This is a genomic window from Intrasporangium sp., from assembly GCF_035280925.1.
Taxonomy (GTDB): Bacteria; Actinomycetota; Actinomycetes; order Actinomycetales; family Dermatophilaceae; genus Intrasporangium.
Genome location: NZ_DATEEY010000076.1, coordinates 1 through 13,348 on the forward strand (window position 1 = coordinate 1; position 13,348 = coordinate 13,348).

Annotated in this window: 15 protein-coding genes; 5 read left to right on the forward strand and 10 right to left on the reverse strand. The window is 70.8% G+C overall.

Annotation, left to right across the window (positions count from 1 at the left end):
- From VJN29_RS07790 to VJN29_RS07800, 3 genes are all read right to left on the reverse strand, one after another.
- Positions 1 to 1,163 (reverse strand): FAD-dependent oxidoreductase (locus VJN29_RS07790; RefSeq protein ID WP_324143059.1); only part of this gene is annotated, 1,163 nt, incomplete at its 3' end.
- A 241-nt stretch (positions 1,164 to 1,404) separates the two neighbouring features.
- Positions 1,405 to 2,292, reverse strand: a complete 888-nt coding sequence (gene panC, locus VJN29_RS07795) for a pantoate--beta-alanine ligase (protein WP_324143060.1) — start codon at positions 2,290 to 2,292, stop codon at positions 1,405 to 1,407.
- Positions 2,289 to 3,188 (reverse strand): Rossmann-like and DUF2520 domain-containing protein, encoded by a 900-nt coding sequence (locus VJN29_RS07800; RefSeq protein WP_324143061.1) that lies wholly within the window; start codon positions 3,186 to 3,188, stop codon positions 2,289 to 2,291. The genes panC and VJN29_RS07800 overlap by 4 nt, the downstream gene beginning before the upstream one ends.
- A 32-nt stretch (positions 3,189 to 3,220) precedes the next feature.
- On the opposite strand from VJN29_RS07800, the gene VJN29_RS07805 reads away from it, so the two are divergent.
- From VJN29_RS07805 to VJN29_RS07825, 5 genes are read left to right on the forward strand one after another with little or no spacing between them, the layout of a single operon-like run.
- A complete protein-coding gene (locus VJN29_RS07805; protein ID WP_324143062.1) occupies positions 3,221 to 4,183 on the forward strand; it encodes an SAM-dependent methyltransferase in 963 nt (320 codons plus the stop codon).
- A 4-nt stretch (positions 4,184 to 4,187) separates the two neighbouring features.
- On the forward strand, positions 4,188 to 4,730 hold the full coding sequence (locus tag VJN29_RS07810) for a copper resistance CopC family protein (protein ID WP_324143063.1): 543 nt from the start codon (positions 4,188 to 4,190) through the stop codon (positions 4,728 to 4,730).
- Between the two features lie 13 nt (positions 4,731 to 4,743).
- Complete coding sequence (locus VJN29_RS07815) at positions 4,744 to 5,349, forward strand: class I SAM-dependent methyltransferase (RefSeq protein WP_324143064.1); 606 nt, start codon at positions 4,744 to 4,746, stop codon at positions 5,347 to 5,349.
- Between the two features lie 53 nt (positions 5,350 to 5,402).
- The gene (locus VJN29_RS07820) at positions 5,403 to 6,593 is read left to right on the forward strand and encodes an NADH-quinone oxidoreductase subunit D (RefSeq protein ID WP_324143065.1); all 1,191 of its coding nucleotides are present in this window, start codon (positions 5,403 to 5,405) and stop codon (positions 6,591 to 6,593) included.
- A gap of 8 nt (positions 6,594 to 6,601) precedes the next feature.
- Positions 6,602 to 6,823: a hypothetical protein gene (locus VJN29_RS07825; RefSeq protein WP_324143066.1), complete on the forward strand. Its 222-nt coding sequence runs from the start codon at positions 6,602 to 6,604 to the stop codon at positions 6,821 to 6,823.
- 70 nt (positions 6,824 to 6,893) lie between these two features.
- Here VJN29_RS07825 and VJN29_RS07830 read toward each other — a convergent pair whose 3' ends face one another.
- From VJN29_RS07830 to ftsH, 7 genes are all read right to left on the reverse strand, one after another.
- Positions 6,894 to 7,286, reverse strand: a complete 393-nt coding sequence (locus VJN29_RS07830; protein WP_324143067.1) for a hypothetical protein — start codon at positions 7,284 to 7,286, stop codon at positions 6,894 to 6,896.
- An 87-nt stretch (positions 7,287 to 7,373) separates the two neighbouring features.
- A complete protein-coding gene (locus VJN29_RS07835) occupies positions 7,374 to 8,414 on the reverse strand; it encodes a hypothetical protein (RefSeq protein WP_324143068.1) in 1,041 nt (346 codons plus the stop codon).
- Positions 8,414 to 8,914, reverse strand: coding sequence for a DUF3180 domain-containing protein (locus tag VJN29_RS07840; RefSeq protein WP_324143069.1), 501 nt, complete (start codon positions 8,912 to 8,914; stop codon positions 8,414 to 8,416). The genes VJN29_RS07835 and VJN29_RS07840 overlap by 1 nt, the downstream gene beginning before the upstream one ends.
- Positions 8,911 to 9,798 (reverse strand): 2-amino-4-hydroxy-6-hydroxymethyldihydropteridine diphosphokinase, encoded by an 888-nt coding sequence (gene folK / locus VJN29_RS07845; protein ID WP_324143070.1) that lies wholly within the window; start codon positions 9,796 to 9,798, stop codon positions 8,911 to 8,913. The genes VJN29_RS07840 and folK overlap by 4 nt, the downstream gene beginning before the upstream one ends.
- A complete protein-coding gene (gene folP / locus VJN29_RS07850; RefSeq protein WP_324143112.1) occupies positions 9,795 to 10,664 on the reverse strand; it encodes a dihydropteroate synthase in 870 nt (289 codons plus the stop codon). Before folP ends, folK begins: the two co-directional genes overlap by 4 nt.
- Before the next feature lie 11 nt (positions 10,665 to 10,675).
- Entirely contained in the window at positions 10,676 to 11,248 is a 573-nt protein-coding gene (folE, locus tag VJN29_RS07855; protein ID WP_324143071.1) for a GTP cyclohydrolase I FolE, read from the reverse strand.
- 3 nt (positions 11,249 to 11,251) lie between these two features.
- Positions 11,252 to 13,342, reverse strand: coding sequence for an ATP-dependent zinc metalloprotease FtsH (gene ftsH, locus VJN29_RS07860; protein ID WP_324143072.1), 2,091 nt, complete (start codon positions 13,340 to 13,342; stop codon positions 11,252 to 11,254).
- Positions 13,343 to 13,348: the final 6 nt, after the last annotated feature.

Genomic DNA, 13,348 nt, shown 5'->3' on the forward strand with positions numbered 1-13,348 from the left:
CACGCGTAGAGTCCCTCGAGACTGGTGCGTCCTCGCAGGTCGGTGCGCACCCCTCCGCTGGCGTAGTGCTGGGCCGGGGCCACCGGCAGCAGGTCGGTCGCCGGGTCGAAGCCCAGCTCGCGGCACCGCTCGACGATCGACGGGAACCGCTGCTCGAGGAAGTCCCCGCCGAGATGCCGGCAGTCGAGATACACGTGGTCGGTGCCGGTTTCGCGCATGCGCGCGATGATCGCGCGGGAGACGACGTCGCGCGGAGCCAGATCGGCCAGCGGGTGCAGTCCCTGCATGAACCGGACCCCATCGGCGTCGACGATGAACGCGCCCTCGCCCCGCACCGCCTCCGAGATGAGCGGCTGCTGGCCCGACGACCCTTCGCCGAGATACAGCACGGTCGGGTGGAACTGGACGAACTCCAGGTCGGCCAGTTCGGCTCCGGCGCGCAACGCGGCGGCCATCCCGTCGCCCGTCGCGACGGCTGGGTTGGTGGTCGACGCGTAGATCTGGCCGAGCCCGCCGGTCGCGAGCACGACGGCCCGGGCATGCGCGGCGCCCACCCCGTCGACCTGGCCCTCACCGATGACGTGCAGCGTGACCCCACAGACGCCACCGTCGGCGTTCGACAGGAGGTCGACGACGAGGGCGTGCTCGATGATCTCGATGCCGGGATCGTCCCGAACCCGGTTGAGGGCAGTGATGAGTGCGCGGCTGATCTCGCGTCCGGTGGCGTCGCCCCCGGCGTGCAGGATCCGGTCGCGATGGTGCCCACCCTCACGGGTGAGGGAGATCTGGCCGGTCTCCCCCCGGTCGAAGTCGGCACCGATGGCGATGAGGTCCCAGACCGCGTCGGTGCCCTCGTTGACCAGGGTGCGCACCGCCTCGATGTCGCAGAGCCCGACGCCCGCCACGAGGGTGTCGTGGATGTGCTCCTCCGGGCTGTCGTCGGGGGACATCACCGCGGCGATTCCACCCTGGGCCCACGCGGTCGAGCCCTCGTCGAGCACGGTCTTCGTGACGAGCAGGACCCGGGCAACGCGACGCCTGAGGCGGAGCGCGGTCGTCAGACCGGCGATGCCTGACCCGACCACGATGACGTCGGCGGTGGCCGTCCAGCCGGGTGCGGCCGCTCGGAGGCGCCGCGGGATGGTGATGCCGCTGGCGCTCATCCCGGCGGCCGCCTCTCGTGGTGCGTCACGCCCCTTACCGTATGCCGCTGGGCTGGCTCCCGCTCGCACGCTCGCTCGGGAGCAGGCGGGGTCACCAAGCCAATACCGGGCCGCGGTCCCCAGCTGGCAGGCCGGACCGGTCCCAGCCCCGCCAAAACAGCGCCGCGGTCCCCAGCCGGCGGCCCCGACCGGTCCCAGCACCTGCCGGGGAGCGAGCCCAGCGGCATACGGGCTCTCCTTCCTATCCGTCGAGCCGGTCGGCCGAGAAGATCTCGAGCGCTCCACCGCCGCGGCCCACGAGGACCGGCGCATTGTCGATGAGGCGCGTCGTGCCGACCCTGGCGGCAACCGCGAGAAGGGCCTCGCCGCGGTACCACTCAGGAACGTCCTCGAGGGTCTCCGGGTGGACGAGGACGAGGTAGTCGGCGAGCACGAGCGGCTCGCGGACGAGGACCGCGCGGGCGGCCCGACGGATCGCGGACGGCCCCTCCGCGGCGGCAGCGGCGCCCGCGCGCAGTGCGGCGGACAGCGTCAACGCGATCTCCCGGTCCGACTCGGTGAGGTAGGTGTTGCGGCTCGACATGGCCAGGCCGTCGGGCTCGCGCACCGTGGGCACCGCGACGACGCGGACCGGGAAGTCGAGGTCGCGCACCATCCGGCGGATGAGCACCAGCTGCTGGGCGTCCTTCTGCCCGAAGTAGGCCGACGTGCACCGGGTGAGCTGCATCAGCTTGGCGACCACAGTGAGCATGCCGTCGAAGTGCCCCGGCCGGGCCTGACCCTCGAGGACGTCGCCGAGCGGACCGGCCGAGATGCGCACGCCCGGGTCGCCGTCCGGGTAGATGACGTCAGGGGTCGGCGCGAAGACGAGGTCGACCCCCGCCTCGGTGCAGATGGCCAGGTCGGAGTCGAACGTGCGGGGATACTTGGACAGGTCCTCCTTGGGCCCGAACTGGAGGGGGTTGAGGAAGATCGTGACGACGACGTGGGCGTGGGTCTCACGAGCCCGGCGGATGAGGGTGGCGTGGCCGTCGTGCAGGGCACCCATCGTCATGACGACGGCGACGTCGCCGTCGTCGAGGGCGGCCCGCGCCTCGCGCAGCTCCTCCCGCGTGCGAGCGACAGTCACGAGTCGTCCTCCTCGTCGGCGAGCAGTTCGAGCAGGGCGTCCGCCGCGGACGCCCTGAGGCGGCCGCTCAGCAGGGCCCGCTGCGCGGTGGCGCGCGCGAGCGCCAGGTAGGTCGGCCGGATGTCCGGGGCCATCTCACGGAGCACCGCCACGTGCCGGGCGACGGTACCGGCATCTCCCCGCGCGACGGGCCCGGTGAGGGCAGCGTCACCCTGCTGGAGGGTGTTGGCGAGGGCCGCGGACAGGAGCGGCTCGAGCACCCGGGAAGGCTCCTCGATGCCCGCGCCACGAAGCAGCTCCATCGCCTGGCTGACGAGGGTCACGAGGTGGTTGGCGCCATGTGCGAGGGCGGCGTGGTAGGTCAGCCGCTCCTCCTCCGGGACCCAGACCGGGTCACCGCCCATCTCGATGACGAGGGCCTCGGCAAGGGGCCGCGCCATGTCCACGGTCGTGACGCCGAAGCAGCAGTCCTGGAGGCGCTCGAGGTCGACGTCGGTCCCGGTGAAGGTCATGACGGGATGGATGGCGAGCGGCACGAGGTCGCTGTCGACGGCGGACTCGAAGACGGAGATCCCAACGGCCCCTGAGGTGTGCATGACGAGCTGGCCGGAGGTGAAGGTGCCGGTCGTCGCGAGCCCGGCGATGAGCTCGGCGAGCACGTCGTCCGGAATGGCGAGCACGACGAGGTGGGCGTCCCTGACGACGTCGGGGATGGGTTTGACCGGCACACCCGGAAGGAGCGTGGCGGCCCGCTCCCGGCTGAGCTCGCTCACCGCAGAGACGCCGGTGACATGGTGCCCAGCACGGGTCAGCGCAGCGCCCAGCACGGCGCCGACGCGCCCCGCACCGACGATGCCGACGTCGAACCGCGCGGGTCGCTCGTGCGGAGTGCTCATCAGCGCCACGGTATCGCCTACAGTCCGTCCTCGTGGATCCCGTTCCCTGGCGCGAGGCGTGGCACACCGCGCTGTATGCCGCTGAGCTCGGTTTCTACGTCACGCGCGGTGGGCCTGCAGCGCACTTCACGACGGCCACGCACGGGGTGACCGGAGCGGTCCTCGCCGATGCGCTCCTGCGCCTGTGGAACCGCTCGTACGAGGGCCCGCCGAAGGTCGTGGTTGACATCGGCGCCGGGCGGGGCGAGCTGCTCGCCCACCTGCTGTCCACCGAGCGCGCAGCTGGGGTCGAGGTCGTCGAGCGCCCTGAGGGCCTTGACCCGCGCATCGGGTGGGTCCGGTCACCGGGCGGCGCGCGGCTGCCGGAGGAACTCGGCGGTCTGCAGGATGCGCTCGTCATCGCGCACGAGTGGCTCGACGTGGTGCCCTGCACGATCGCCGAGGTCGATGACACGGGCCGGCTGCGCGAGGTCCTCGTCGACCCCGCAACCGGGGAGGAGCAGCTCGGCGGCGACCTGGGTCCCGAGGATGCCGAGTGGGCCGCCCACCACTGGCGCGACCCCGGACCGGGTGAGCGGGTCGAGGTCGGCGCGACCCGCGACGCGGCCTGGGCCGACCTCGTCAGCCGGGTCCACTCGGGCGTGCTCGTCGCCATCGACTACGGGCACATCGGCCCGACCCGGCCCGGGGCGGGAACGCTGATGGCCTACCGCGCCGGCAGCCTCGTGACACCGGTCCCGGACGGCAGCTGCGACCTCACCGCCCACGTGGCCATGGACTCCCTCGACGCCGACCAGCTCGTCCGCCAGCGAGAGGTTCTGCGCGAGCTCGGGGTTCGCGGCACCGCTCCGGAGCACGCCCGGGCCAGCGACGACCCCATCGCCTATCTCCGTGCTCTCGAGCGCGCCTCGGCCGAGGCTGAGCTGATCCGTCCCGGCGGTTTCGGAGACTTCTGGTGGGCCGTGAAGCACGTCAAGGGCCCCGACGTACCCTGAGGCCATGCGTCGGCTCGTCCTCGTCCTCGTCTCCCTCTGCTTCACCCTCGCCCTGCCGGCTACGGCGCACGCGCACGACGTGCTCGAGAAGACCACGCCGCCGGATGGCACCACGGTGCAACAGCTGCCCGGCGACGTCGCCCTCGTCTTCAGCCAGCAGCCACTCGAGATCGGGCTCCAGGTCGTCATCACCGGACCGACAGGTGGCGTGGCGCAGGGCCTCGCGACGATCCAGGGCCGCGAGGTCCGACAGGCCATCTCGTCAGCGGCACCAGCCGGGGAGTACACCGTGGCCTACCGGGTCACGTCCGACGACGGCCACCCGATCACCGGCTCGTTCCGCTTCTTCGCCATGACCGGGCTCGACGGGTCGACCGCGACGGCCGGGCCCTCGGTGCCGGCGCCCCAGGCAGAGGACCCTGCGGTGGAGAGCGCCAAGGACTCGCAGTTCGTGCCGGTGGTGCTCACGGCCGCCGGGACCGTCATCGCCCTGGGACTGTTCGCCTTCGTCCTGCTGAAGAGCCGGCGCCGGACACCGACGGCCTGAGGAGGTGGCTTCCGTGGTCGAGCAGAGCCAGTGGATGCAGATCGTCGAGGCGAACCCGGCCCACTCAACCTGGTTCGTCAAGCGTTTTCGCGACATGGCGGCAGCGGGCCAGGACCTCGAGGGAGAGGCCCGCCTCGTCGACGCGATGGTGCCCCGCCGATCTCGCATCCTCGATGCAGGCTGTGGCTCGGGCCGGGTCGGAGGGGCACTGGCCCGTGCCGGACACGACGTCGTCGGGGTCGACGTCGACCCTGTGCTCATCGATGCCGCGATCGAGGACCACCCGGGACCCCAGTGGCTCGTCGGCGACCTCGCTGAGCTGGACCTCGCGGGCCAGGGCGTGGCCGCTGGCTTCGAGGTGGTGGTCGCTGCCGGCAACGTCATGCCGTTCCTGGCGCCGACCACCCGCCGCGAGGTGCTCCAGCGCCTGCGCAGCCACGTCGCCGAACGCGGCCGGATCGTCGTCGGCTTCGGCGCCGGACGCGGCTACGACTTCGCCGACTTCCTCGACGATGCGCGGGCCTCCGGCCTCGAGCCGGACCTGCTCCTCGCCGGCTGGGACCTCCGACCATTCCGAGACGACTCAGACTTCCTCGTCGCGGTTCTCCGCCCGGACTGAGGCCCCTCGAGCCCACCGCACCGCCCCGGCCCACCACCGCATAGTCTCGACCCATGACGGAGACGACCGCGTCAGCACGCTCGCCGCGCCAGCGCGCCCTGACCGTTGGTCTCGGTGCCGGGGGCCTGGCGACGGCCGACATGGTCCTCAACATCGGGCCGCAGCACCCGGCGACCCACGGCGTGCTCCGGCTGCGGATCGTCGTCGACGGGGAGCGGATCGTCAGCGCCGAGCCGATCATCGGCTACATGCACCGTGGTGCGGAGAAGCTCTTCGAGGTCCGCGACTACCGCCAGATCATCGTCCTGGCCAACCGGCACGACTGGCTCAGCGCCTTCTCCAACGAGCTCGGCGTCGTCCTCGGCGTCGAGCACATGCTCGGCATGGAGGTCCCCGAGCGGGCCGTCTGGGCCCGCACCGCACTGGCCGAGCTCAACCGGGTCCTCAACCACCTGATGTTCCTCGGCAGCTATCCCCTCGAGCTCGGCGCGATCACCCCCGTCTTCTACGCCTTCCGCGAGCGCGAGGAGCTCCAGGCCGTGCTCGAGGAGGTGTCGGGCGGCCGCATGCACTACATGTTCAACCGCGTCGGCGGTCTCAAGGAGGACCTGCCTGCCGGCTGGATGGGACGCGTCGACAAGGCCATCGTCAACGTCCGCAAACGGCTGCCCTCGCTCGAGCACCTCATCGTCGGGAACGAGATCCTCGAGGCGCGTACCCGCGGCGTCGGGTTGCTGCCGCGTGAGACTGCCCTGGCCTTCGGCGTGTCCGGCCCCATCGCGCGGGCGAGTGGGATCGACGTGGACCTGCGCCGGGACGCCCCGTACCTCGGCTACGGTGAGCTCTTCGCCAAGGGCGGTCCCGGGCGGGTCGTGACGCGGCAGGCCGGCGACTGCCTGGCCCGTCTCGAGGTGCTGCTCGAGCAGACCCGTGTGAGCCTCGACCTGGCCGAGGCGTGCCTCGACCGGCTCATCCAGCTCAAGCCGGGGCCGATCAACGTCAGGTTGCCCAAGGTCCTCAAGGTGCCCGAGGGGCAGATCTACACCGCCACCGAGAACCCGCTCGGCTTCAACGGCTACTTCCTCGTCTCGCGGGGCGAGAAGACCCCGTGGCGGCTCAAGCTGCGATCGGCGTCGTTCAACAACGTCTCAGTCCTCACCGAGATGCTGCCGGGACAGCTGATCTCCGACATGGTGGCCATCCTCGGCTCCATGTTCTTCGTCGTCGGCGACGTCGACAAATGAGATCCCGTATGCCGCTGGGCTCGCTCTCGCGTGCCGGTGCACTCCGCGCCACGGCCGTCGTGGTCATCACCGCCAGCGTCTGGGCGGCCGCAGCCTGCTCGGATGAGGACGTCGTCGACACGATCCCGCCGCCGCGGCCGAACCGGACCGCGACGAGCTCGGCCACCTCGCCGACCACGAGCACCACCGCCGAGACCTCGCCGATCACCCCGACCACCGACACGCCCTGACGGTCTTGCCCGTCGAGACCATCATTGCGGGCCGGCACCCCAGCCCGCCTGTGGCGCTTGTGGGTCCCGGTCAGGCGATGCACTCCGTGAACCAGGTCTCGATGTTCGTCACGCCCTTGCACGCGGGGCCGTTGAACTGGGCGTTGAGCGGGATCTCCCCGTCCGGTCCGACCATCCACGTGGACACGTCGGTCGCGCCGTCGCCATCGAGATCGAAGCCCAGGAGCCCGTGGAACCCTTCCCCGCTCACCGGGTCGACCAAGCCCTGCGCAAGCCGGTTCGCGACCCCGCTCGTCGTCCAGACGATCTCCCCCGTGTTCGCGTCGATGACGACCTGGACGCCCGCCGCTTGGTTCTTCTTGCTCGCGTTGACGCACTCGTGCGCCAGAGATGGGCCCGCCGCGAGGAGCAACCCGGCTCCTGCGGCCACCGCGGCGTAGAGCACACGCTGTGTTGCACGCATCATTACCTCCAGATGGACGGCCGACGCTCGGCCTGCCAACCAGTGTTGCGCTGCCGTCGCCGCACCGTGTCGAGAATCGCCATCTCGTCACATGGGCGGGACACCCAGGAGCAGCGTCTTGCCGGACACCACGTCGAGGACGACCCGGTCACCGAGCGGCTCAGCCAGCTGCACGGTGCTCGGGGTCAGGAGGTACTCCATCGTGCACATAGTGCCCGGGTCGGGCGGCGTGTGGGTCGCTCCGACAACCACCACGTCGTCGAACTCGACGGCGTGACCCGTCAGGTCGCGGTCGCAGGCACCGTGACCGATCCGCACCGTGATGGTCGAGCCCGAGACCGCGTCGAGTGAGTCGGCGGAGCTGAACCCGGCAGGGGCCGGCGGCAGACCGGCCAGCGGCCGCGGCACCGGCCGGTCGAGGGGACCGGGCGCCGTCGCGACGACGACGATCGGACGTGACATCCCGTCCACCGTGAAGGACCACGCCGGGACCGTCGCCTCACCCTCATTGGTCGTGACCTGAGTCGTCGTCGGGGTGGCCCTCTTCAGGGTCAGGCGGCAGTCATCAGCCGCCACGCCGGAACAGTCGCCGCCAGCGCCCTGGAGAGCGCGTGTCACACTCTCGCGCGGTCCGAGCAGGTCGACGGGCCGCTCGGACCCGTCGGGAAGGGTCATCTGGGACACGCCGACCTGGTCGTCCGGGACACCGGGCCCGAAGTCGACCTTGCCGGCGAGCCACGCGACCTTCTGCGCGTCCGTCTCGAAGGCGACGTCCGCCCAGGGCGAGAGCAGCACCAGGCCGGCCGGGGCATCGGGCGATCCCGTTGCGCGGAAGGCGTCTGCCACGACCTTGGCCCGGTCTGCGAAGGCCTGCGGAGCCGACGCGGCAGGCAGGGTGGTCGCCGGTTGGCGACCCGGACCCGGCGAGATGCCCGTCATCGAGTCGGTCGCCGTCGTGGCTCCCACGGCCGTCTCCGGGCCGCCGACCCCCGGGGCCCGGACCTCCCCGCATGCAGCGAGGGTCAGGACCAGCGGGGCCAGCGCGGCGAGGACGAGGGCGCGTGGACCGCGGCTGCGGGTCTTGTCCTCCATGCCCATGAGACCCCGTGGCGACGGCGATCGTTGCATCACCGGTCCTCGGCGTAGCCGTTCAGCTCGTCGAGATCCTCCTCGCCACCTTCGTCGCGCGGCCTGACCCGGCACCACCGCTGCACCACCAGGCCGGCAATGGCGAGGGCGATGGCGACCAGGGCGTGAAGGGCGAAGGGCCAGATGCGGCTGCGCTGGGACTCGATGTCGGAGTCGGGCAGGAGCACCAGGATGATCGCGGTGTACCAGCCGGTCAGGGCCGCCCCGGTCAGGGCCGCGGCCTGTCCCAGGACGAGCGTGCGGGCGGCACGCAGAGGGGTCATGCTCGCGCCGCTGACCCCGTCCCTGAACTTGCGCACCTGCCATCCGGCAACGAGGATCCCACCGCCGAGGAAGAGCATCGCCGCCGCACCGATCCAACCCGGATCAGGGACGCTCCGGCTCCCCTCGACCCAACGCATGACGAGCCACGCCAGGACGAGGACGGCGACGCCTGTCAGGACGAGCGTCGACCCGCGGATGCCGGTGTGCGGCTTCACAGTTGCCCCCATTCAGGTCCGGGCCGGACGCCCGAGCGATCGAGTTGGTCAAGCAGTTCACCAATCGGCTGGATGTCGCTCTCTCCCGGCCCCACCCTGAGGCGCGCCTCCGGCTCGGCCCTGGCCCAGGGCAGCAGCACGAACGCGCGCTCGGCGGCGCGGGGATGCGGCAGCGTCAGTCTCTCGTCGTCGTTGACGACCTCCTGACCCGAGCCGGGGGTGCCGAACTGGACGAGGTCGAGGTCGAGCGTCCGTGCGCCCCAGCGGATCTCGCGCGTGCGGCCGTGCGTGTCCTCGATGCGGTGCAGCGCTTCCAGCAGCTCCGCCGGATCGAGGGTCGTCCGGCCCACGACGACGGCGTTGAGGTAGGGCGGCTGCTCCGGCCCACCCACCGGGTCGGTCTCGACGATGGGCGACAGCGACGTGACGGTGAAGCCGGGCAGGGCGCGGAGGGCGTCGACGGCGAGCGAGAGCGTGCGCCCGCGATCACCGAGATTCGACCCGAGCGCGATGACCGCTCGCGGCCCGTTGACGCGACGGATGCAGACCTCGACGTCGGTGAACGGATGGCCCACCGGCGCCTCGGGCTTGTGCACGACCACCTCGACGGCGTCCACCAGCGGGAAGCCGAGCACGTCGTCGGCGATCACCTCGGCGAGCCGCTCGATGAGGTCGAAGGACGGTCCGGTGATCCTGGCCACCACGGCCGATGCGACCTCTGCGTAGTTGACCGTTGCGGCCAGGTCGTCGGTCCGGCCGGCTCTGGACAGGTCGAGGGTCAGGTGCACGTCGACGACGAACGGCTGGCCGTCCTTCTTCTCGGCATCGAGGACCCCGTGGAAGCCTCGGGCGGAGACGCCCTTGAGGACGATCTGGTCGCTCACCGGCCCCCCTCGTCAGCAACGTGGTGGTCGAGGGCAGCCCTGACCACCGCGAGAACCCGGGCGGTCGACTCGACGTCATGGACCCGGACGCACCAGACGCCGGCCATGGCCGCCATGACCGAGGTCGCCGTGGTCTCGAGGTCACGCTCGGCGGGGGGCCGTGGCGCCTCGGCCGCTCCCCTGCCGAGCCGCCCGAGGAAGGCCTTGCGCGATGCACCGAGCAGGATCGGGTGTCCCAGCACGTGGAGCTCGGGCAAGGCCGCCAGGAGCGACCAGTTGTGGTCCGCCGTCTTGGCGAAGCCGAGACCGGGGTCGAGCACGAGGAGGTCCTCACCCAGCCCGGCACCCAGCAGCTCGTCACGGCGGGAGGCGAGCTCACGGCATACGTCCGCCACGACGTCGGCGTAGACGGCGAGAGACTGCATGTCGGCGCTGTGACCCCGCCAATGCATGGCGACGTAGGGCACGCCGGCGTCGATGACGACCGGGACCATCTCCGGATCGGCCAGGCCACCGGAGACGTCGTTGACCACGCTGGCGCCGGCGTCGAGCGCGGCTGCCGCAACGGAGGCGCGCATGGTGTCGATCGACACGATCGCGCCATGCTCCGCGAGGTCATGCACGACTGGGAGCACCCGGCGCAGCTCCTCCTCGACAGACGGGCGGTCGGCACCGGGCCGGGTGGACTCGCCACCGACGTCGATGATGTCCGCTCCGGCAGCCAGCACGTCACGTCCGTGCGCGAGGGCCGCCCCTGGCTCGAACCACATGCCGCCGTCCGAGAACGAGTCCGGCGTGACGTTGACGACGCCCATGACGAGGGTCCGGTCGCGCTCGGCGACCAGGGCTGCGGCCTTGGACCGCATCACCGCACGGGTCACTTGTTGCCCTCGAGCATGAGTGCCATGGCCTCCGCTCGAGTGGCGGGGTCACGCAGCTGACCGCGTACTGCCGAGGTGATCGTGGATGCTCCGGGCTTGCGGATGCCGCGCATCGACATGCACAGGTGTTCGGCCTGGACCACGACGATCACCCCCTGCACGTGGAGGTGCTCGACGAGGGCGTCGGCGATCTGGGTGGTGAGGCGTTCCTGGACCTGCGGGCGCCGGGCAAAGACCTCGACGAGCCGAGCCAGCTTGGACAACCCGGTCACCCGGCCGTCCTTGCTCGGGACGTAGCCGATGTGGGCGACGCCGTGGAACGGGACGAGGTGGTGCTCGCACGTGGAGTACAGCTCGATGTCGCGGACGATGATCAGCTCGTCGTGGTCGATCTCGAAGGTCTTGCTGAGCACGTGCTCCGCCGTCATCTCGAGGCCGGCGAACATCTCGGCGTAGGAACGCGCGACGCGCCGCGGTGTGTCGACGAGGCCCTCGCGGTCGGGGTCCTCACCGATGGCCAGCAGCAGCTCCCGGACGGCGGCCGCAGCCCTCGCCACGTCGACCGCCACGGATCACGCCTTCTCGTCGGGGTTGACTGGCTTGTCGTCCGGCACCTCGACGACCTGGACGGGTGGGTGCTCCTCGGCGAGCGGGTGGGCACCGACAGAGGCGGCCTCGTCGATCTTCTCCTCGACGCTTGGGTCCGGAGCCGCCGGCGGCGGGAGGTGGCCGTTCTGCTGGGCGGCGAGCTCCGCGGGCGTGAGCACCGGTGGGCGGTCGCCGGGCAGGCGTGTCTGCGAGGACAGCCATGTCGGTCGGACCGGGAGCTTCACGATGTCCGCGAAGACCCTGGCGATCTCCGCCTGGTTCAGCGTCTCCTGCTCGAGCAGCTCGAGGACGAGGCGGTCGAGGACGTCACGGTTCTCGTTGAGCGCCTGGTAGGCCTCGTCGTGCGCCGACTCGATGAGCCTGCGGACCTCCTCGTCGACGATGCCGGCGATCTCCTCGGAGTAGTCGCGCTGGTGGCCGTAGTCACGTCCGAGGAAGACCTCGCCCTGGCTCTGCCCGAGCTTGATCGCACCGATCCGCTCGCTCATGCCGAACTCCGTGACCATCTTGCGGGCCATGCCGGTGGCCTTCTCGATGTCGTTGCTGGCACCGGTCGTCGGCTCGTGGAAGACGATCTCCTCCGCGACCCGTCCGCCGAGGGCGTAGGCGAGCTGGTCGAGGATCTCGTTGCGCGTCGTGGAGTACTTGTCGTCGACGGGCATGACCATGGTGTAGCCGAGCGCACGGCCTCGCGGCAGGATGGTCACCTTCGTCACCGGGTCGGTGTGGTTGAGCGCTGCCGCGACGAGGGCGTGCCCACCCTCGTGGTAGGCGGTGATCTTCCGCTCCTTGGCCGACATGATCCGGGTCCGCTTCTGCGGCCCGGCGATGACCCGGTCGATGGCCTCGTCGAGCGCCTTGTTGTCGATGATCTTCTGGTCGCTCCGCGCGGTCAGCAGGGCCGCCTCGTTGAGGACGTTCGCGAGGTCGGCACCGGTGAAGCCCGGCGTGCGCCGGGCCACCGCGAGCAGGTCGACGTCGTGGGCCATCGGCTTGCCCTGCGCGTGCACCTCGAGGATCCGGTGCCGACCGAGCATGTCCGGCGCCTCGACGGCGATCTGCCGGTCGAACCGGCCCGGGCGCAGCAGGGCCGGGTCGAGGATGTCCGGACGGTTCGTCGCCGCGATGAGGATGACGTTGGTCTTGACGTCGAAGCCGTCCATCTCGACGAGCAGCTGGTTGAGGGTCTGCTCGCGCTCGTCGTGGCCCCCGCCGAGGCCGGCACCACGATGGCGCCCGACGGCGTCGATCTCGTCGACGAAGACGATGGCGGGCGCGTTGGCCTTGGCCTGCTCGAAGAGGTCACGGACCCGGCTCGCGCCCACACCGACGAACATCTCGACGAAGTCCGAGCCGGAGATCGAGTAGAACGGGACGCCGGCCTCGCCGGCTACGGCACGAGCGAGGAGCGTCTTGCCGGTGCCGGGCGGGCCGTAGAGGAGGACGCCCTTGGGGATCTTTGCCCCGACGGCGAGGAACTTCGCCGGCTCCTGGAGGAACTCCTTGATCTCCTGCAGCTCCTCGATCGCCTCGTCGACGCCGGCGACGTCGGAGAAGGTCACCTTGGGCATGTCCTTGGTGGCGAGCTTGGCGCGCGACTTGCCGAACTGCATGACGCGGTTGCCGCCGCCCTGCATCTGCCCCATGAGGAACCAGAAGAGGGCGAGGATGATGATGATCGGCAGGATGGAGACGAGCAGCTGTCCGAGGAAGCTCGGCTCCTCGATGAAGTCGTCGACGCCCTTCGCCGGGGCCGCGGTGTTCAGCGCGTCCACGACCTCCTCGCCGCGGGCCTCGACGTAGTAGGCGAAGACCGTCTTCGCATCCTTGACCGTCCCGTCGGCCGAGGTGTACGGCTGCTTGAGCGTCAGCTCCATGCGCTCGTTGTTGGTCAGCTTGGCCGACTCGACGTTGCCTGAGGTGATCTGCTTCATCGCCTCGGAGGTGTCGATGCGGGGAGCACCCGCGTCGGAGAACATCATCCCGAAGACGAGTGCGCTGATGAGGACCAGGATCCACACCAAGGGAGTGCGCAGTAGCCGCTTTCCGTCCATGTATGT

Bases quoted from the DNA above. Each gene is read 5' to 3' on its own strand.
- VJN29_RS07800 (WP_324143061.1), bottom strand. From the start codon at position 3,188: ATGAGCACTCCGCACGAGCGACCCGCGCGGTTCGACGTCGGCATCGTC.
- VJN29_RS07810 (WP_324143063.1), top strand. From the start codon at position 4,188: ATGCGTCGGCTCGTCCTCGTCCTCGTCTCCCTCTGCTTCACCCTCGCC.
- VJN29_RS07820 (WP_324143065.1), top strand. From the start codon at position 5,403: ATGACGGAGACGACCGCGTCAGCACGCTCGCCGCGCCAGCGCGCCCTG.
- VJN29_RS07825 (WP_324143066.1), top strand. From the start codon at position 6,602: ATGCCGCTGGGCTCGCTCTCGCGTGCCGGTGCACTCCGCGCCACGGCC.
- VJN29_RS07830 (WP_324143067.1), bottom strand. From the start codon at position 7,286: ATGCGTGCAACACAGCGTGTGCTCTACGCCGCGGTGGCCGCAGGAGCC.
- VJN29_RS07835 (WP_324143068.1), bottom strand. From the start codon at position 8,414: ATGCAACGATCGCCGTCGCCACGGGGTCTCATGGGCATGGAGGACAAG.
- folP (WP_324143112.1), bottom strand. From the start codon at position 10,664: ATGCGGTCCAAGGCCGCAGCCCTGGTCGCCGAGCGCGACCGGACCCTC.
- ftsH (WP_324143072.1), bottom strand. From the start codon at position 13,342: ATGGACGGAAAGCGGCTACTGCGCACTCCCTTGGTGTGGATCCTGGTC.